Source organism: Clostridium sp. UBA3061, assembly GCF_002367465.1.
Classification (GTDB): Bacteria; Bacillota; Clostridia; order Clostridiales; family Clostridiaceae; genus Clostridium_J; species Clostridium_J sulfidigenes.
In genome coordinates, this window is record NZ_DFCF01000010.1 from 160,565 (window position 1) to 179,232 (window position 18,668).

17 protein-coding genes are annotated in these 18,668 nt (G+C 30.9%); all 17 read right to left on the minus strand.

Features of this window, described 5'->3' with window-relative positions; translation table 11 throughout:
• Positions 1-25 precede the first annotated feature (25 nt).
• Complete coding sequence (locus B2P65_RS08370) at positions 26-1,465, minus strand: HAMP domain-containing sensor histidine kinase (protein ID WP_346846628.1); 1,440 nt, start codon at positions 1,463-1,465, stop codon at positions 26-28.
• Positions 1,465-2,121, minus strand: a complete 657-nt coding sequence (locus B2P65_RS08375) for a response regulator transcription factor (RefSeq protein ID WP_346879979.1) — start codon at positions 2,119-2,121, stop codon at positions 1,465-1,467. The genes B2P65_RS08370 and B2P65_RS08375 overlap by 1 nt, the downstream gene beginning before the upstream one ends.
• Positions 2,122-2,238: 117 nt before the next feature.
• On the minus strand, positions 2,239-4,104 hold the full coding sequence (gene htpG, locus B2P65_RS08380; protein ID WP_346846626.1) for a molecular chaperone HtpG: 1,866 nt from the start codon (positions 4,102-4,104) through the stop codon (positions 2,239-2,241).
• Between the two features lie 117 nt (positions 4,105-4,221).
• Positions 4,222-4,644 carry a hypothetical protein gene (locus B2P65_RS08385; protein WP_346846625.1) on the minus strand — a complete coding sequence of 141 codons (423 nt, stop codon included), beginning with the start codon at positions 4,642-4,644 and terminating at the stop codon, positions 4,222-4,224.
• A 230-nt stretch (positions 4,645-4,874) separates the two neighbouring features.
• Complete coding sequence (locus B2P65_RS08390; protein WP_035133546.1) at positions 4,875-5,123, minus strand: (2Fe-2S) ferredoxin domain-containing protein; 249 nt, start codon at positions 5,121-5,123, stop codon at positions 4,875-4,877.
• A 5-nt stretch (positions 5,124-5,128) separates the two neighbouring features.
• The gene (locus B2P65_RS08395; protein ID WP_346846624.1) at positions 5,129-6,817 is read right to left on the minus strand and encodes a [FeFe] hydrogenase, group A; all 1,689 of its coding nucleotides are present in this window, start codon (positions 6,815-6,817) and stop codon (positions 5,129-5,131) included.
• A 4-nt stretch (positions 6,818-6,821) separates the two neighbouring features.
• Entirely contained in the window at positions 6,822-8,696 is a 1,875-nt protein-coding gene (nuoF, locus tag B2P65_RS08400) for an NADH-quinone oxidoreductase subunit NuoF (RefSeq protein ID WP_346876915.1), read from the minus strand.
• A 1-nt stretch (position 8,697) separates the two neighbouring features.
• Positions 8,698-9,174 carry an NAD(P)H-dependent oxidoreductase subunit E gene (locus tag B2P65_RS08405; protein WP_346846622.1) on the minus strand — a complete coding sequence of 159 codons (477 nt, stop codon included), beginning with the start codon at positions 9,172-9,174 and terminating at the stop codon, positions 8,698-8,700.
• Between the two features lie 314 nt (positions 9,175-9,488).
• Entirely contained in the window at positions 9,489-10,868 is a 1,380-nt protein-coding gene (gene citG / locus B2P65_RS08410) for a triphosphoribosyl-dephospho-CoA synthase CitG (RefSeq protein WP_346879175.1), read from the minus strand.
• A gap of 123 nt (positions 10,869-10,991) precedes the next feature.
• Positions 10,992-12,029 carry a [citrate (pro-3S)-lyase] ligase gene (gene citC / locus B2P65_RS08415; protein WP_346876917.1) on the minus strand — a complete coding sequence of 346 codons (1,038 nt, stop codon included), beginning with the start codon at positions 12,027-12,029 and terminating at the stop codon, positions 10,992-10,994.
• 39 nt (positions 12,030-12,068) lie between these two features.
• Positions 12,069-12,272: a hypothetical protein gene (locus B2P65_RS08420; protein ID WP_150842468.1), complete on the minus strand. Its 204-nt coding sequence runs from the start codon at positions 12,270-12,272 to the stop codon at positions 12,069-12,071.
• A 110-nt stretch (positions 12,273-12,382) separates the two neighbouring features.
• Complete coding sequence (citS, locus tag B2P65_RS08425; protein WP_346876918.1) at positions 12,383-13,729, minus strand: citrate/sodium symporter CitS; 1,347 nt, start codon at positions 13,727-13,729, stop codon at positions 12,383-12,385.
• 118 nt (positions 13,730-13,847) lie between these two features.
• Positions 13,848-15,398 carry a citrate lyase subunit alpha gene (gene citF, locus B2P65_RS08430; protein ID WP_346846618.1) on the minus strand — a complete coding sequence of 517 codons (1,551 nt, stop codon included), beginning with the start codon at positions 15,396-15,398 and terminating at the stop codon, positions 13,848-13,850.
• Positions 15,391-16,299, minus strand: coding sequence for an aldolase/citrate lyase family protein (locus B2P65_RS08435; protein ID WP_150842466.1), 909 nt, complete (start codon positions 16,297-16,299; stop codon positions 15,391-15,393). The genes citF and B2P65_RS08435 overlap by 8 nt, the downstream gene beginning before the upstream one ends.
• A gap of 12 nt (positions 16,300-16,311) precedes the next feature.
• Complete coding sequence (citD, locus tag B2P65_RS08440) at positions 16,312-16,596, minus strand: citrate lyase acyl carrier protein (RefSeq protein WP_346876919.1); 285 nt, start codon at positions 16,594-16,596, stop codon at positions 16,312-16,314.
• Between the two features lie 241 nt (positions 16,597-16,837).
• Positions 16,838-17,509 (minus strand): FCD domain-containing protein, encoded by a 672-nt coding sequence (locus B2P65_RS08445; RefSeq protein WP_150842464.1) that lies wholly within the window; start codon positions 17,507-17,509, stop codon positions 16,838-16,840.
• A 222-nt stretch (positions 17,510-17,731) separates the two neighbouring features.
• Positions 17,732-18,535, minus strand: a complete 804-nt coding sequence (locus B2P65_RS08450; protein WP_346879980.1) for a polysaccharide deacetylase family protein — start codon at positions 18,533-18,535, stop codon at positions 17,732-17,734.
• Positions 18,536-18,668: the final 133 nt, after the last annotated feature.

Sequence of the window (18,668 nt, forward strand, 5' to 3'; positions counted from 1 at the left end):
GTTAGATTAAAATAAATATACATTTTTATAACCTTAAGCTTATCCAAAATTCCACACCATGCTTCCTATTCTTTACCCCATAGGTACCCTCATGAAGATTTACTATTTGTTTCACTATGGCTAAACCTAAACCTAGGCGTTTTTCTTTATAGTTTCTTACCTTATCTACCCTTATAAACCCTTCCCAAATCCTAGTAAGGTTATCATCTTCAATGTTACTGCCACTATTATACACAGAGATTACTAAATTATCTTCAATTACTTTTAGATTAATATCTATTATTTTATTTTCATCTACATGGCTAAGGGCATTATTAATATAATTTTGTACTGCTTGCTCTAATCTAACTTCATCCACTATAATAGTAATATTTTCACCTTCCGTAAAGTTAAGATTTATGTTCATTTCTTCGAATCTAAATTTATTTTTCTCTAGAGTTTTTTTTATCAAACTATTTATATTTACTTCTTTTTTATTTAATTTAAAGGTATTTGATTCTAGCTTATATAAATCTAAAAGATCATTGACTATGATACCTAATCTTTCTGTTTCTCCACCTATTACATCTAAATAATATTTTCTATCCTCTTCTGAAGATATAAAACCTTCTTGAAGTGCTTGAATATAACCTGAAATAACAGTTATAGGGCTTTTTAGTTCATGAGATACAGATGACACAAATTCCCTTCGAGCTAATTGATTTTTCTTTTCATTATTCATCATAGTCTCTAACTCTAAATTCTTTTCTTTTAGATTTTTTAAGGTTTCTTCTATTTTATGGGATAAATTATTAACACTTTTAGCTAGTATTCCTATTTCATCAATACTCTTTATATTTAAATCCTCACAAAAGCTTAGCTCTTCTATTTTTCTAGTTTTTTTAGTTATTTCTATTACTGGCATAGTAAATTGTCTTGAAAATAATGCTGTTATAAAAAGTGCTATAAATCCAACAGGTACCATTATCATAAATAAAAGCTTCATAGATTTATTTACTGCATCATCAATAACAGTAATTGGTGTTTTAACAGTTATTTCGTAAGTATATACATTTTTTCCTACAGCAGTTAAGAACTCTACACCTGTAGATCTATCAAGAGTTATGGTTTCACTTACTCCTTCTTTTTCACCTATAAATTCTATAACTTCAAACCTATGCTGCCCATTCATCATATTATTTTTACCCATTTTATGGCTAGAAAATCTGCTCTCTGATGTTAGTGCATCTTTTATATCTATTTGAACACTATACTTCTCTGAAAGTCCTTCTAACTTCCCATCAACTCTATTATCATAATCTTTATCTATATAGTTTTTAATTTCTTCAATTACTTCATTCATTTCCATTAACTTTTCCCTTTGAAAAAAGTCTTTATATGTGACTCCATAGGTTGCAATCCCTAAGATAAAAATACTGAATATGAGAACTATACCAGAAAATAACTTTAATTTAATTGATTTCATCATACTTCTCCAAACTTATATCCAAAACCCCTTATGGTCTTTAGATACTTATTATAATCTTCCAATTTATTTCTCAACCGACTTATATGAGTATCTACAGTTCTAGTATCACCAAAGTAATCTTCATCCCATATAACTCTTAGTAGCGTTTCTCTACTTATTACTTTATTTACATTTTTTACAAAGTAAAGCAATAGTTCATATTCTTTCGGATTTAGTTCTTTCTCCTTACCGTCCATTTTTACCATGTGACTTTCTTCGTTTACTTCAATCCCTTTAAATACAATGCTTCCCGCCTTAATAATTTTACTTTTTAAAAGTCTATTAACTCTAGCAAGTAATAGGGCTATGTTAAATGGTTTAGATACATAGTCGTCCACTCCTATATCAAAGGCAAAAAGTTCATCTAAATCACTATCTTTAGCCGTTAATATAATTATAGGTACTTCTGATATCTTTCTAATCTCTTTACATACAATCCATCCATCATAAATAGGCATCATAACATCTAAAATTACTAAATCAATGGTATCATCAAAGTTCTCTAAAGCAAGTTTACCATCTTTTGCAGTAACTACTTCAAATTTATTAAAAGTTAAATAATCCGCAATAAGTCTTAAAATTCTCTCATCATCATCAGCAACTAAAATTTTCATTGAAACCTCCTAATATAATATATCATTTTTATTTTATACCATTATAGTATAAAATAAAGTGTATGTCCCCAAATTATTTTAGGACATACACTTCATCATTACAATTATTAGGTACCTCTAGTTAATTAATCTTCCAAGTAAATCATTGCTTCTTTTTATGAAATCAGACATTTCATCAGCACCTAATTGTCCATGACTTATCATAGCTAAGTCATACACATGGTTACAAATATCATTAACCAAGTCTTTTTTATTTTCATCTTTAGATAAATTAAATAATTTTTTAATTAATGGATTTGAACTATTTACAACTAAAGTCTCTTCTTTAGGGAACATTGACATATCCCCTCCTCCAAACATCGCACTCATCTCAGCCATTCTTCTAGACTGTTCTGATAGAGTAATCATAGCAGGAACTTCCTCTGTTTTAATAGGCTCTATAGAGATTTTTAGTTGTTCCTTATTTATAGAATTCTTAAATATCTCTTCTATAGCCTTGTTCTCTTCAGGACTTTCATCTATTGCATCAGCCTTTAATATTTCTGTTAAGTCAGAGTCAATTCTACTAAATTGTACTCCTTCCTCTTTACTCTCCATTAAAGTAATAAAATGACTGTCTAGTGTGGTATTTAAAATCACAGCTTCTAAGTTATTGTCTTTTAGCATTTTAATATATTGAGACTGTTGCTTTTCATCATTAACATAAATAACTTTTTTATCATGATTTTCCTTATTGTTTTCTAGATATTGTTTTAATGTTACATGGTCTCCATTAGTAGTTTTGAAAATTAGTATATCTTTAACCTTGTCATAGAATTTTTCATCTCTTAGACAACCATATTTAATAAAAATATTTATATCTTTCCAAAAGTCATTGTACTCATCTCTATGATTTTTAAATAGAGATGTAAGTTTATCAGCTACCTTATTTACAATGTGTCTAGAAACCTTTGATACATTACTGTCCTTTTGTAGAAAACTTCTTGATACATTTAAAGGAATGTCTTCGCAATCAATAACACCCTTTAATAAAAGTAAAAACTCAGGAATAACTTCTTTTATGTTATCTGCCACAAAAACTTGCTTATTATAAAGTTTCACTTCTCCTTCTGTAGCTTCAAATTCATGTTTTAATTTAGGGAAGTACAATATCCCTTTTAAATTAAATGGATAGTCTACATTCATATGAATCCAAAATAGCGGATCATTATATTCATTGAAGACTTTTCTATAGAACTCTTTATACTCTTCATCTGTACAATCCTTTGGAGCTTTCATCCATAATGGTTTTGTATCATTTAAAGGAGTTTTTTCTATATCCTTCTCTGAATCCTTATCATCTTTTTTCTCATTCTCATCTATTAGATAAATCTCAACAGGGAAGAAGTTACAATGTTTTTTTATAATTTGCCTTAATTTATAATAATCTAAGAATTCATTGCTATCTTCACTTATATAAAGAGTAACAGTTGTTCCTCTAGAAGTTCTTTCAGAAGATTCAATTTCATATTCTGTACCGCCTTCACAAATCCACTTAACAGCTTCTTCGCCCTCCTTATAAGATAAAGTATCAATTTCAACTTTTTCTGATACCATAAAAGCTGAATAAAACCCTAATCCGAAATGGCCAATTATGCCTTTTCCTTCATCAATCTTATCTTTATATTTAGATAAAAACTCCTCAGCTCCTGAGAAAGCTACTTGGTTAATATATTTTTTTACTTCCTCTGAAGTCATTCCTATACCGTTATCTATAAACTTTATAGTTTTTTCATCTTTATTTAAGGATACAGTAACTTCGTATTTAGACTTCTCCACAGTTGCTTCTCCAAAGGTCACTAGTCTTTCTAATTTATTAATAGCGTCGCAACCATTACTGATAAGTTCCCTTATAAATATATCCTTATCAGAGTATAGCCATTTTTTTATAATCGGCATTATATTTTCAGTGTGAATTGAAATGTTTCCATTCTCTTTAAGCATATATATCTCCTCCAAACAAAAATAATAAAATTTTATACTCAACCGTATAAAATATTTTATACCTAATTCTATATAAAATAAAGAATATATTGTGAATTTTTTGTAAAAATATCACATTTACTCTGCTTGAGTTAGTAATCTTTTCATTATATCTCTCAATTTTCTTTCTTCTAATTGGTCATTTCCAATGATAACAATAATTTTTATATCTTTATCTGATTGATCCCATTTATAGGCCTTTGCATCTATAATAGCTTCCTCTGGAATAAACTCTTCCATATCTAAGGCCATCTCTTCTGCTAAACTGAGATATTCATCAAAAATGTCGTCCTCTTCCATTTCACTTAAATTAAAATCATCATATTCTTCTTCTATAATCTCATTTAAGATTGAGATTTTCACACTTAAGCAAAAGGCATGAACATCTTCTCTTTTAGTTCCCTTTGTCATATCCTTAATTACTTTAAAATCAGTTTTACTTTCTATTATTTCTTTCATCTCATCATTATGAATTACATTTTCACCAAATAATACATACATTTATATCAGCTCCTGTTAATTAATTCTTAAGTTTTACATGCACATCATTATATCACATATATAGATTTTAATTAACAACTGCAGAGATTTTTTAGAAGTTATACTTATTTACTATTAGTAAATAGAGCTTCTTCTCAAAATAGCTCACTAAAACTTACAAAATATTGAACCTACACTTTATTATAAGTGTAGGCTCAATATTAATTTAACATTTAGCTTGTTTTATTACCTTATTTTACTCTTGGTAATACTTCTTTTTTAAAGAAACTCTTTGCCGTTAAGCCTGATACACTGAATACTTCTCCGTCATCAATTTTTACAGATACAGCATCAGAACAATGACCTAAACAAAATACTGCCTTTAAGTCTACTTTATCAGATAGATTATATTCTTCAATGCTCTGTTGAAAAGCATTTATAACATTATAAGATCCCTTTACATGACAGGCGCTACCTATACAAACACTTAAGTTTACCACAGCGTTTACTCCCCTCTATTATAATTCACATGTAATAACTTATGAACTTTTCCCTTTAATAATCCTGAATAAAGAGACATCATTACTGGATTTTCTTCTGAACGTTTAAGGCTACTCATCTTATCTGCTGCATATAAACCTTCTCCACGTTTTTGCTTTCCTTCAAACATAGTAAATGGTTGTCCTGCTCCACCTACACATCCACCTGGGCAAGCCATTACTTCAATAAAATCATAATGTGCTTCTCCTGATTTTATCTTTTTCACTAGGTCATCAGCGTTTTTAAGACCACTAACTACAGCAATTTTCAATTCCTTGTCATTTACTGTAATACTAGTTTCCTTTACACCAGACATTCCCCTTACTCCATTAAATGCTATAGTTCTTAGTGTAGATACAGATTTGTCATCTAAAACTCTTCTTAAAACAGCCTCTGTAACTCCACCTGTAACTCCAAATATAACTCCCGCTCCACTACTAACACCAAATGGCATGTCTACAGCTTCTGGTTCTATCTCTGAAAATACAATTCCGGCTTCCTTTATCATAGCTATAAGCTCTTGAGTAGTTATAACATAATCTACATCCTTAACTCCATCAACTTTAAATTCATCTCTATCAGCTTCAAATTTCTTAGCTGTACAAGGCATTATTGCTACATTAACTATTCTTTTACTAGAATGACTATAGTGCTCTTTTAAAACAGAACCAAACATCTGCATAGGAGATTTACATGTTGAGATATTACTCATCATCTCTGGGTAAGTTCTTTCTACATAGTTAACCCAAGCTGGACAACAAGAAGTAAATAACGGAAGTCTTTCATTATTTTCTAATCTTGAAATAAATTCTCCTGTTTCCTCCAGTACTGTAAGATCAGCTCCAGTAGATGTATCAAATACTTCATCAAAGCCCATTCTCTTTAAAGCTCCAACGATTTTACCCATTACATTTTCTCCATCTTTTTGTCCAAGCTCCTCACTTATTCCAACTCTTACTGCTGGAGCTATTTGCACTACTACCTTAGTATTTTTATCACTTAAATCTTTCCATAGTTTTTGTGTATCATCTTTTACTACTATAGCTCCTGTAGGACATACTGCTGCACACTGACCACAACCTACACAGTTTGATTCTGCTATAGGTTTGTCAAAAACTGTACCTACACTCATCTCTGCTCCTCTTTTTATAAAGTCAATGGCACCTACATTTTGAATTTCATTACACATTCTTACACAGTCACCACAAAGTATGCATTTACTCTTATCTCTTACTATACATAAAGATGATGTATCTAATTCGCTTTTTTCTGCTGTATTGTCAAATCTTACTTGTCTTATCCCAAATCGATGTGCTAACTCCTGTAGTTTACAATGTCCATTTTTCTCACATGTAGTACAATCTCTACAATGATTTGAAAGTAATAATTCTAATATATTCTTTCTATATTTTCTTAATCTAGGTGTATTAGTATATATCTCCATACCAGCTTTTGGTGGTGTAGAACATGCAGCTTCAATTCCACCCCACTTATTTTCTACCATACACATACGGCAAGCTCCATATACAGAAAGCTCTGAGTAGTAGCATAAAGTTGGTAAATCTATTCCTGCTTTTCTAATAACCTCTAAAATATTTTTTTCTCCCTTTATTTCCACTGGGATGTCATCTATAATCATAAATTGTTCATTCATTCTATTAATCCTCCTTTATAGCTTTAAAGGCACAAGCTTCAATACAGGCACCACATTTAATACATTTATTTTTATCAATTACAAAAGGTTCTTTAACCTTACCTGAAATGGCACCTACTGGACAAATTCTTGAACATTTTGAACAACCCTTGCAAAGGTCTGCATCTATATAGATAGTCTTAAGTTTTTGACATGTCTTGGTTGGACATTTCTTATCAATAATATGCGCTTCATACTCACTACGGAAATTCTTTATTGTACTTACTACTGGGAATGCTGCAGTTTTTCCTAATCCACATAAAGCTGTAGAAGATATTGTATCTGCAAGTTCTAGTAATAAATCAATATCTTCAATTTCACCTTTACCTGCTACAATTCTCTCTAATATTTCAAGCATTCTCTTAGTACCTTCACGGCATGGTATACACTTACCACAAGACTCATTTTGAGTAAAGTTCATAAAGAATCTAGCGACTTCTACCATACAAGTATTTTCATCCATTACAACTAGCCCACCAGAACCTATCATAGCTCCGGCTTTCTTTAAAGAATCAAAATCTAGTGGTAAATCTAAATGTTCTTTTGTTAAACAACCACCTGAAGGACCTCCAATTTGTACAGCTTTAAACTCTGCTCCTCCTCTTATTCCTCCACCGATATCAAATATTATTTCTCTTAAGGTTGTACCCATTGGAACTTCAATAAGTCCTGTATTTTCGATGTTTCCTGTTAATGCAAAAGCTTTTGTTCCATTATTCTTCTCTGGACCCATGGTTTTATACCAATCTGCTCCATTTTCAATTACTATAGGTACATTAGCAAAGGTTTCTACGTTATTAAGCACTGTTGGTTTTCCAAACAATCCTTGTTCTACAGTTCTTGGTGGCTTAACTCTAGGCATACCCCTTTTTCCTTCAATAGAAGCTGTTAGTGCACTTCCTTCTCCACATACAAAAGCACCTGCTCCTTTATTGATTTTTATATCCATACTAAAACCTGTACCAAGAATGTTCTCACCTAATATTCCATACTTTTTAGCTTCTTCTATAGCATTCTTTAATCTGCTAACAGCAAGAGGATATTCTGCACGTACATATATATATCCTTCCTGTGCTCCACAGGCTACTGCTGCAATCATCATTCCCTCTATAACTCTATGTGGGTCTCCTTCCATTATGCTTCTATCCATAAATGCACCTGGATCTCCCTCATCACCATTGCATACAATGTACTTCTCACCCTCAGGTTGACGTTTTACTTGACCCCACTTGCGGCCAGTTGGGAAACCACCGCCACCACGGCCTCTTAAATTTGAATCATCGATTTCTTTTATAATTTCATCCGAAGTCATATCAAATAGTACTTTTTCTAAAGCAGAGTATCCACCTATAGCAAAATATTCTTCTATAGATGTAGAATCAATATGACCACAATGTTCTAATGCCAATCTAGTTTGTTTTTTATAGAAAGGTATTTCATCTTGAGTTCTGTAAACCTTACCATCCTTTTCATAAGCCAATCTATCTACACATTGACCTAAAACAATAGTCTTATCTATAATTTCTTCACAATCCTGTGGCTTAACCTTTATGTATAAATATCCCCATGGTTCAATTCTTACTAGAGGTCCCATCTCACAGAATCCATGGCAACCACTTTTTTTAATTCCAACAGATTTTTCATGAGATTCTTTTTCTAATTTAACCTCGCATCTTATATCTTTTTCCTTCATTAGTCTTACAAACTCATCGTATATTTCTAATGAACCACCTGCTATACAACCGGTACCTCCACATACAAGAATTTTTACCTTTTCGTTGTGAAAGCTTTCTTTATAGGTATTTCTTATATTAATTAAATCCTCTCTATTAAGAAGCATATTATTTGTCCTCCTTAAGCATATTTAAAAGTTCTATTGCCTTCTCAGGAGTAATAGCCCCATAAACCTTGTCATTAACAGTTAGTGCTGGTGCTAAACCACAGGCTCCAAGACATGAAACCGTTTCCACAGTAAACATTAAATCATCTGTAGTAACTTTGTTTTCTGAAAGATTCAATTCACTTCTTAGCTTCTCTAATATTGGTATAGATTTTCTTACGTGACATGCTGTTCCATCACATATTTTTATTACATATTTCCCTTTAGGTTCTAAAGAAAAGTTTTCATAGAATGTAGCTACGCTGTAAATTTTTGCTTCGCTAATACCTAACTTTTTAGAGAAATATGGAAATATTTCCTCTGGAAGATATCTATATATCTCCTGAGTATCTTGTAATATTGCAATTATACTACTAGGGTTATATCCATGATTTTTTAATATAACATCTAGTTCTTCATAATTAAAGGATGTATTCATTGTTTTCCCCCCTACAATGCTTGTTAAATTATTATCACTATTACATTTTATACTGAATTTTCAAATATTTCAATACATAAAAATAATTATTTTTTTAATTAATTTCTATATATTATATTAAATATGTAAACTATTATTTCTGCATTTTTTATATTTACTTTAATTTTACATTAATTTCTATATATGATTATTATATATTCTCTATATTCCATGGGTATTTTTGAAAAAATTATAAAATAAAGTAGATATATTTAACATCCTGTGTTAATTAAATATATCTACTTTAAAAATTTACATCTGTAACGAGTTAAAGTTTATGAAAAGAACCTTTCAGACTCTGTCAAAAATATAACTAATGCCAATAAGTCCGCTGATCCTCCCGGACTCACATTTTCGTCTATACACTGCTTTTCAAAGTCATGGGCTGCTTTAATTCCTTCTTCGCTATTGAAGCCCCCCAAGTTTAAAATTTCATAGGCACGTCTTTGAACTTCACGAAGTTTTTCTATATTTTGTCTATGCACAATGGTACTATCTTCTACTTTACTAATCAACATAAGCAATGTTTCAGAATACAAATCATTTCCTTTTAGATTAGAATTTTTATGTTTGGGTATTATTTCCTGGAAAATATTTTCAAGACCTTTTTTAATTTCTCCTCTAATTCCAGCAAAGCCATATTTTAAATATAAAGCCTCTCCATGAGTTAAGTCTTTCTTTTTATGCAAATCTTTAAAATCATCCAATATATTTTCACACATATTCTTTAATATAATTTGAACTTTATTGAAGGATATTTTCTCATATAGAGCTTTACCTAGCGCAGTAGCCACTACTCCTATTAAAAATATCATACCTTTATGGGTATTTATACCTTTAGTAACTTTAAACATAGTCTCTTCACATTTTATTCCAATAGTTCTAATAGCTTTAAAAATATTTTTTGGAGTTTCATAGCTATATCCCGCTTCTACCATTTCCTTTATAAATGGTGCTATGGCAAAACTACTCTCTAAAAATGTATAGTAATCCATATCTTTATGAGACCCCTTTGTAACAGGTGAAACTAATCCATAAGAAGGCATAGTTGATACCTCTGTAATCATTGATTTAAGGGCTAGTTGAGATATCTCATAGGACAATCTATCTCTTTTATCTACATAGCAGGTATATTCTTCATACTTACTAATAAAATACTCTTTTATCCTCTCTATACTATGCTTTTGACTTCTAGAACATATTCTAGCTTCTTCTTCACATAAAAAACATTTTCTAGGTTCTAGGCCTATGTCACTTCTAGATACTCCACGCAAGGACGGCATCAATGGATCACTATCATCAAGATAATATACATCTATGTCTACACATCTGCCTAATATATGATTTTCTTCCATATATATAAGTTGCTTTTTTACTTCAATGTTATCAGTATTAAAAATGAAATGACCTATAACTCCTTCTTTATTCTTATAGATTTCTTTACAAATTATATTTTTATTATGAAATAAATATATATCCTCACAAACTATCTTGGCAATTCTATCTGTAATATAATTAGATTTTTTTATACCAGGATAGTTTACTCTTACAGTGGCAAGAGTAACTCCACCAGATGTATTTCTCAGAAGTTGTTCTTGATATAATACTCTCTTTTCTCTATGATTTAAAAATTCATCTATTTCTGTATAGTCCATATTAATGTAAGGATAGGCAATAATTATCCTATCACTTTTCCCCTTCCTTACTATGATAAAATTAAATGTTTATATTGTCTATTAATTAGCCTTCAATTTTTGTCATAGGAAATATTTATTATTTTAATGAGGCAAATCTCTAAGTTTAAGCTTCTCTATAATATCTTTCCCTAGGCTGCTTGTTAAAAATTCATAGGTAGTTAATGGGACTAACTCCCTTACTTCTTCTAGTCTATCTTCTTTAAGTAATTCTCTAACTCTAGACGCACTTATAGCTTTATTTTCTATCTCGCATCTCTCTATAATTTCAACTTCCACACCGTACTTAGGCAATACTTCTCTTAAAGTTTCATTATAAGTATTGGTAACATTGCAGTAAGGTTCACTTCCTACATATCTTTTAGTTATATTTAGTTCCTTACAAAAATATTTTCCAAAGACGTTTCCATCTATTTTAGTATATTCTTTTAAAATGTCGTCATCTTTTCTTAAAAAATAATTTGGAAAAGTAGCTGATGATATAATATAATTCCCACCAGGTATTACAGTTACATTATTAAATTCCTTAACTCCATCTTTTATTAGTTGAAATCTAACTTGGAATGGAAATGAGGACTTCTCTTCTTCTACCACAAAAATTATAACATTTTTATTATCCATAGCTGCTTTCTTAACTATATATTTATGTCCTAATGTAAAAGGATTACAGTTCATAATTAACGCAGCATATTGCTCTTCTTCCTTTAATTCATAACTCTTCTTTATATTTTTCAACTCACTATGGATATTTTTATTTCCAGCTTCCAATAAACTAACTTTATCCGTATCAACAATTACCTTATATCCAAGTCCTTGAAACAGAAAATTATTCGAAGGCTTTGTAAAAATAAAGTTATGGTATATGTCTTCTTCAAAGAGTTTATTAGTGATATCAGTAATAAGTATATTTGATATACCTTGACCTTGATGCTCCTCGCTTACGGCAAAACATTTAACGATATTATTTTTCTTAGAACAGGTAGCTATTATTTCTCCCTCTTCCTCTATTATTAAAGTATAATCTACATCTTCATATTTAAGGGCAAATCCCCTTAAAAATTCCTCAACCCTATTTACTTCTATTTTAGAATTAAGATTTATTTTTTGAGTGTTATAATACATTTCTTCACCTCATTTAATAAATTACATCCTATCTTAATTTTATAAGTTAAAGTATCTTCTTACAAAGGATATTATTAGTAATGCAATAATTACAATAATTACTGAAAACACAGCATCAAATCCACTTTTAAATTCATATTTCTTTTTTCCTTTAGATATTTCTTCTGCTTCACTAAACATTCCTTCTGCATGAGCTTCTTGTAAAATTTCTTTATTTGTTTTTCTATTTTTCTTTTTACTCATATCTTTCACTCCATTATAAGTTTATAACTATAGGATACTTACATTGTATCATAATATAAAAAGAGTGTTGACAGCAACACTCTTTTTATATTTATTTTCAAAATCTGATTTTAGAAGAACATACCAAAGGCTATACTTGCTAATATCAGCATTATTCCTCCACCAAGACGAGAAGAAATTTGTGCAAAGGACATTAAATCCATACGTTTTGCTGCTGTAAGAACCGCAACGTCTCCTGAACCTCCACGGTTTGCCATACATAATCCAGCTGAAATTGCTGTCTCTATTGGGTAGAATCCTACTAACCATCCTACAATTCCCGATCCAAGAATTGCTCCTAAGACTATTAGGCCTGCTATAACAACGTTAGCTATATTGAATGCTGCTATAAGCTCTCCAAGATCTGTCATAGCTATACCAACTCCAACCATTACTACTAGTAAGAATTGTTTAGAGAAAAATCCTTGAAGCTTTTTAGCTCCTTCTTTTAATTCTAATGGAATTATATTAGCTACATTAGCTATAGCTACTAAAATAACCATCCACGCAAATCTATGAATATCAATTTTAACATTGATTCCCATTAACGTAAATTCCGGTATAATTAAAGTTTTTGATAAAATATTTCCAAGTACATAAAATGCACAGGCAAGAATTAGTCCTGCTGCAACTTCTCTAGCTGTAACTTTAACTACTCTAGTTTCTTCTAATTTAGATATATCTTCTGCATTTCTTATTAATTCACCATGTCCATTAAATTTAGCTCCAGCTTTAGTTTCACCCAATTTATTTAATACTGACGCTGCTATTATAGCTATAATATTAGCTATTGTAAGAATTGATAGAGCAAAGGATAACCATGCTGCTGGATCCCCACCAGTAACACTTGAGTAAATTTCACTCATTGGAATTGCTCCTGCTCCAGTACCACCACCCATTATTGGAAGTACATACTTAGTAGCTATTTCTGACATAGGAATACCAAATATAGCTCCACCTAAAGCTCCTAATACAAATGCTGCAATTACTCCACCCAATATTGCTGGAATATATCCAAGGAAAGCTTTCATAAGTAGTTTCCTATTAACTGATAATATTGATCCTGTTATAAGTACTGCTATAAATAAGTCTAAGAAATCTGCGGTATCCATGAATATTTTTACAGCTTCAACACTTGCTTCTGGTATTATCCCATAGTAAACTAACGCTGCAGATCCTAGGAAAGCAAGAATTGGACCTCCTCCAACATACTCTTTCCATATTGGAATCCTATCTCCAATCATAGCAAATAGGATACCTACTGAGTATAATAGTGCAAAGGCACCTACAGAGTTTTTAGGTAAAAAACCTTTGATTGCTGCAAAGAAAACTACTACTGCAACTCCTGCAAAAATGTACCACGGCATGCCGTATACTTTAAAGGGACCTTTTTTTTCTTCAATAAGATTTTCTGGCATAATTAATCCTCCTAAAATTAAATTGTATAATTTCATTACTAGGCCTTACTTTTAGTAAGTCCTAATAGGGTTAACAAGTTATTTGTTTAAACCTTTCAAATCAAAGATAATATCTAGCTTACTTTTTAAGCTTTTTAACTACGTCTATAATACTTCCATCTCTGTATTCTATTACTGCTACTACATCATCAGAAAACTCTAATTCCTTAGGAACTCCTATTAGCTTAACAGCAATTTTTCTTAATTCTTCCATAGTTATTAATGGAAGGCCTGCCTTCTTAAACTTGTTGATTAAATCTTGTCTTCTTGGATTTACAGTTACACCATAATCTGTAACAACTACATCTACTGTACTACCTGGAGTAACAATAGTAGTTACTTTTTCAATTATAGTTGCAATTCTTCCTCTTGTAAGAGGTGCTACTAAAATTGATATTTCAGCATTAGCTGCTGTGTCACTATGTCCACCTGATGCTGCTCTAATAACTCCATCAGAGCCAGAAATAACATTAACATTAAAATCAGTATCTATTTCTAATGCACTTAGGACAACAAAATCTAATTTGTTAACTGCAGCTGATTTATTAAATGGATTAGCATAAAAATCTGCACTAACTTCTATATGTTTTTCATTTTTTCCAATGGACTCTGCAGCTTTTAAATCAAAGCATTGGACATCAAATAGTGTATCACAAAGTCCCTCTTCTAAAAGATCTACCATAGGTCCTGTAATTCCACCTAGGGCATAACTTAATTTAATATCTCTTTTCTTTAATTCTTCTTTAACAAAACGAGTAACTGCTAGAGATGCTCCACCACTACCTGTTTGCATAGAAAATCCATCTACAAATCTTCCAGATGCAAGCATTACATCAAGTACTCTTTTTGCCATTAAAAGCTCTTTAGGATTTGATGTAAATCTAGTTGCTCCAGACATTATCCCCTTTGAATCACCAATTTCATCAACTACAACTACATAGTCAACTTTAGTTTGTGGAATGCTCTGTGGGAAGTTGGGATAATCAACTAAAGTATCTGTTACTACAACTACCTTATTAGCATACTCTGCATCTACCTTTGCATAACCCAAAGATCCACATATGGATTTTCCTTTTACACCGTTGGCATTTCCCATGCAGTCAGCAGATGGAGCTGCTATAAATGCTACATCTATTTTCAAATCTCCTTCTACAATAGCCCTAGCTCTTCCACCATGAGAACGAATAACTGCTGGATGCTTATCTAAAATTCCTTCAGATATTGCAGCTGCAAGTTTTCCTCTAAGACCACTGCTTTCAATTCTATTTACAACACCATTTTCTATATGTGCTACAAGTCCATCATGAGCACTTGTTAAAGAACTTGATGCTACTCTTAAATTTTTAATACCCATTTCTGCCAATGTATCTACTACCATCATTAAAAGCTTATCTCCAGCTCTAAAGTGATGATGGAAAGAAATAGTCATCCCATCTTTAATTTCACATTTTTCTATAGCAACTCTTATAGATTCTACTACTTTAGTTCTCTTTACTTGCTCTTTTAAATTTTCACCATCACTTTCAACCATAGTTCCCTTTGGTTGATTAATAAAGGGAGTTTCATAAACCTTTCTATTCTCATATCCCGGTATGCTATTTAATAATTCTTTGCTTATTCTATTATTCATTATCTTCACCTCCAACTAAAACCCCCGCTGCTTTAGCAAGTTCTAAAACTCTTTGAGCTCTCTCTATAATTGGTTTATCTACCATTTTACCGTCTACAGTAAATACTCCCTTATTTTCACGTAAAGCTTCTGCTGTAGCATCGACTATCTTTTTAGCTTTAACTATTTCTTTTTCACTAGGAGTATATACACTGTGTATAAGCTCCACTTGTCTTGGGTGAATTAATGACTTACCGCCAAATCCCATTCTCTTAATAAGATTAGCTTCTTTTAGGAATCCTTCATCGTTATTTACATCTGAATAAACGGTATCTAACACTTCAAGTCCACAAGCTCTTCCTGCCATAGCAATCATTCCTCTTGCCACATAAAGCTCATCTCCCTCTGGAGTTCTCGTTGTCTTCATACTAGTTACAAAATCCTCACCACTTAAAGCCATACCTATTAACCTTTTAGTTGGAGATTTTGCTATTTCAAAGGCATGCATAACTCCTAAAGCCGATTCAATGGCTACCATTATCTTTGTTGAACCAATTTCTCTTCCACAAGCCTTCTCTATTTTTTCTATTTCTCTATCTACAGTCATAACATCTTCTACAGTTTCAGTTTTAGGAATTCTTACAACTTCAACCCCACCTGTAACTATTGCTGCTAAATCTTCTTGCCAAAATTCTGTATCTAAACCATTGATACGAACCACCGTTTCTATACCTAGTTCTTTATAGTAATCTCCTAGATTTTTTAACATATTGTGAACTAAAAATCTTGCAGAATCCTTTTCTGATATAGCAATTGCATCTTCTAAGTCAAACATTACTGAATCAGGTTTGTATATGTGTACATCTCTTATGATTCCTGGATTATTTCCAGGAACAAATAGCATCGAACGTCTTAGTTTCATCTTAATCTCCCCTTACACCCATTTATATTCCTTGTTTTCAGCTGATCTATGAACTGCAGTCTGAACTCTACTTTTTATTACAGGGTTGATTGCACCTTTATCATTAGCAAACACCTTTGCACTTTCTACCCCCAAGGATTTAAGAGTTTCTTTGATAACTGCTTCTATTTCCTCTCCAAATTGTGCTTTAACAGTACTTTCTAGAGTAATTTCTATTCCAGCAGTTGAGGGTTCAATTATAATTTGAATATCACTGGATTCCAATGTGCCAGCACTAGCTACTGTTTTAAGTTCCATATTTACGCCTCCTGATTAAAAATATTCAATAGTTTTGTATCCCTTTTCATACTTTAAATACTTTTTGTATACATCTTGTTTATAGTGTATACAATTCGTTTGTAAAAATCAATAGAAAATTGAATATTTTTTTAAAAATTTTCGTAATTTTAAACTTGCTATAAAGCATAAAAAAAGAATTGTTAATACAATTTTAGTATTAACAATTCTTTATGTTTTATAGATAATCGTTTATAAACTACTATTTAACCACCGCATTTTGAAAAGATTTTTTAGCACGTGTAACATGATCTCTTGCTCTTTCTTCAGCAAGTTGCTCATCTCCAACTTCTATAGCATCTACAATTTCTATATGCTCTTTAAGTGCATCTAATTTCCTTTCTTTTGTCATTAAACTAATCTTTCTTAGGCTCTGTAAGTATTCATATATATATTCCATTTGTGATATTAGCCTTTTATTATGACAAGCATCTAAAATTATTTTATTAAATCTATTGTGAACTTCTACATATTCCTTTTCTTCATTAGTATCAATAAGTTTTTTCATATTTTCTATGATTTCTCTCAATTCTCTTATTTCAATTCGAGAAATATGCATACATGCTCCCCTTACTGCAAGGCCCTCTAAAACTTCGCGAATATCATATATCTCTATAGCATCCTCAATACAAATCCCCTTGACTATAGTGCCTTTTCTAGGGATATTCACAGCCAAGCCTTCACTTTCTAACTGTCTTAGTGCTTCTCTAACTGGGGTTCTACTGACCCCCATAGCTGTAGCAATATTATTTTCTATCAATCTATCTCCCGGGTTTATATCTCCTGTAAATATAGCTGTTCGAAGCTCTTTAAGAACTATTTCTCTTATAGATTTTTCTTTTCCATCATCTAAATTCTTTAAAATACTACTCATAAATATCTACATCCTTAATAAAATAATTTGTGACTATACTACACATACTTTATTTTAATTATAAATTTTCATTACAAATAAAATCATTCCAATTAATATTTTAACTATACAAAAATATTAATTATATACATAAATATTACATACCTTTAACTCTTTGTCAAATTAAATCAAGTATAATACTTATGCATATAAAGTAATTATTATTTTTAAAGGATTAGATTCTTAATTTGAAGCATCCGTTTGCTTTGGTTGATTATATTTATTAATCTGTCTTTGATTCAAAAGGTGAGATAATTCTTCCTCAGATATATCTCCAAAATTTTTAAATTCGTAGTCATTATCCTTAAAATATTTTATTATAGAAGGAAGCGCCTTAGGTGTAGTAGAATTTGACGCACCATCATGCATGAGCACTATAGCAGTATTGGGATCTATAAAAGTTTTTTTAAGCTCCTTTTTAAAGGTAGATAAAAGTTTTTCTACAGGTACATTTGTAGAAAGAGCATCCTCAATAGATATATTCCAATCCACATAGTACAATCCCTCATCACATAATTCATTTCTGATAGCTCTAACAGTTCCCTTATCTCCAATGGTAGTGCTAGACCCTCCAGGCATTCTCATGAATTTTGAAGGTTCATGACCAAGGACATCTGTGATAGCTTTATTAGCTTTATTATAATCTTCTAAATATTCTTCCTTACTTGAATAGATGCAGTTCTTATGATTATAAGTATGTATACATATTTCATGCCCTTGTTCTTCAACTTGCTTTAATATATCAGAATTTTCTTTAGCTAGTTCTCCTATAACAAAAAATGTAGCTTTAACATTTTCTTCTTCTAAAATCTTCAGTATCTTTAAAGTATTATTGGTAGGTCCATCATCAAAAGTTAGATATACTATTTTTTTTAAGTATTCCTTGTCAGTACATTTGCTATTGTCTTCAGCTAAAGCTAAATTGAAAGTACAAAATATACATATAAGTATAAGTACAACCACAGAAGAATATTTTAATTTTTTCATTACTAATCCTCCTTATATAAATAGTTAATTATCTTAATATATATTGTGCTCTTATTTATAAAGGTATACTATTATTTTAAAGGTTAAATTAACAAAAAGAGGTTGTCTCAAATTTATTATGAAACAACCTTTG

Excerpts from the sequence above, each read along its gene's own strand:
- B2P65_RS08370 (WP_346846628.1), bottom strand. The coding sequence starts at position 1,465 with ATGAAATCAATTAAATTAAAGTTATTTTCTGGTATAGTTCTCATATTC.
- B2P65_RS08375 (WP_346879979.1), bottom strand. The coding sequence starts at position 2,121 with ATGAAAATTTTAGTTGCTGATGATGATGAGAGAATTTTAAGACTTATT.
- htpG (WP_346846626.1), bottom strand. The coding sequence starts at position 4,104 with ATGCTTAAAGAGAATGGAAACATTTCAATTCACACTGAAAATATAATG.
- B2P65_RS08385 (WP_346846625.1), bottom strand. The coding sequence starts at position 4,644 with ATGTATGTATTATTTGGTGAAAATGTAATTCATAATGATGAGATGAAA.
- B2P65_RS08395 (WP_346846624.1), bottom strand. The coding sequence starts at position 6,817 with ATGAATGAACAATTTATGATTATAGATGACATCCCAGTGGAAATAAAG.
- nuoF (WP_346876915.1), bottom strand. The coding sequence starts at position 8,696 with ATGCTTCTTAATAGAGAGGATTTAATTAATATAAGAAATACCTATAAA.
- B2P65_RS08405 (WP_346846622.1), bottom strand. The coding sequence starts at position 9,174 with ATGAATACATCCTTTAATTATGAAGAACTAGATGTTATATTAAAAAAT.
- citG (WP_346879175.1), bottom strand. The coding sequence starts at position 10,868 with ATGGACTATACAGAAATAGATGAATTTTTAAATCATAGAGAAAAGAGA.
- citC (WP_346876917.1), bottom strand. The coding sequence starts at position 12,029 with ATGTATTATAACACTCAAAAAATAAATCTTAATTCTAAAATAGAAGTA.
- B2P65_RS08420 (WP_150842468.1), bottom strand. The coding sequence starts at position 12,272 with ATGAGTAAAAAGAAAAATAGAAAAACAAATAAAGAAATTTTACAAGAA.
- citS (WP_346876918.1), bottom strand. The coding sequence starts at position 13,729 with ATGCCAGAAAATCTTATTGAAGAAAAAAAAGGTCCCTTTAAAGTATAC.
- citF (WP_346846618.1), bottom strand. The coding sequence starts at position 15,398 with ATGAATAATAGAATAAGCAAAGAATTATTAAATAGCATACCGGGATAT.
- B2P65_RS08435 (WP_150842466.1), bottom strand. The coding sequence starts at position 16,299 with ATGAAACTAAGACGTTCGATGCTATTTGTTCCTGGAAATAATCCAGGA.
- citD (WP_346876919.1), bottom strand. The coding sequence starts at position 16,596 with ATGGAACTTAAAACAGTAGCTAGTGCTGGCACATTGGAATCCAGTGAT.
- B2P65_RS08445 (WP_150842464.1), bottom strand. The coding sequence starts at position 17,509 with ATGAGTAGTATTTTAAAGAATTTAGATGATGGAAAAGAAAAATCTATA.
- B2P65_RS08450 (WP_346879980.1), bottom strand. The coding sequence starts at position 18,535 with ATGAAAAAATTAAAATATTCTTCTGTGGTTGTACTTATACTTATATGT.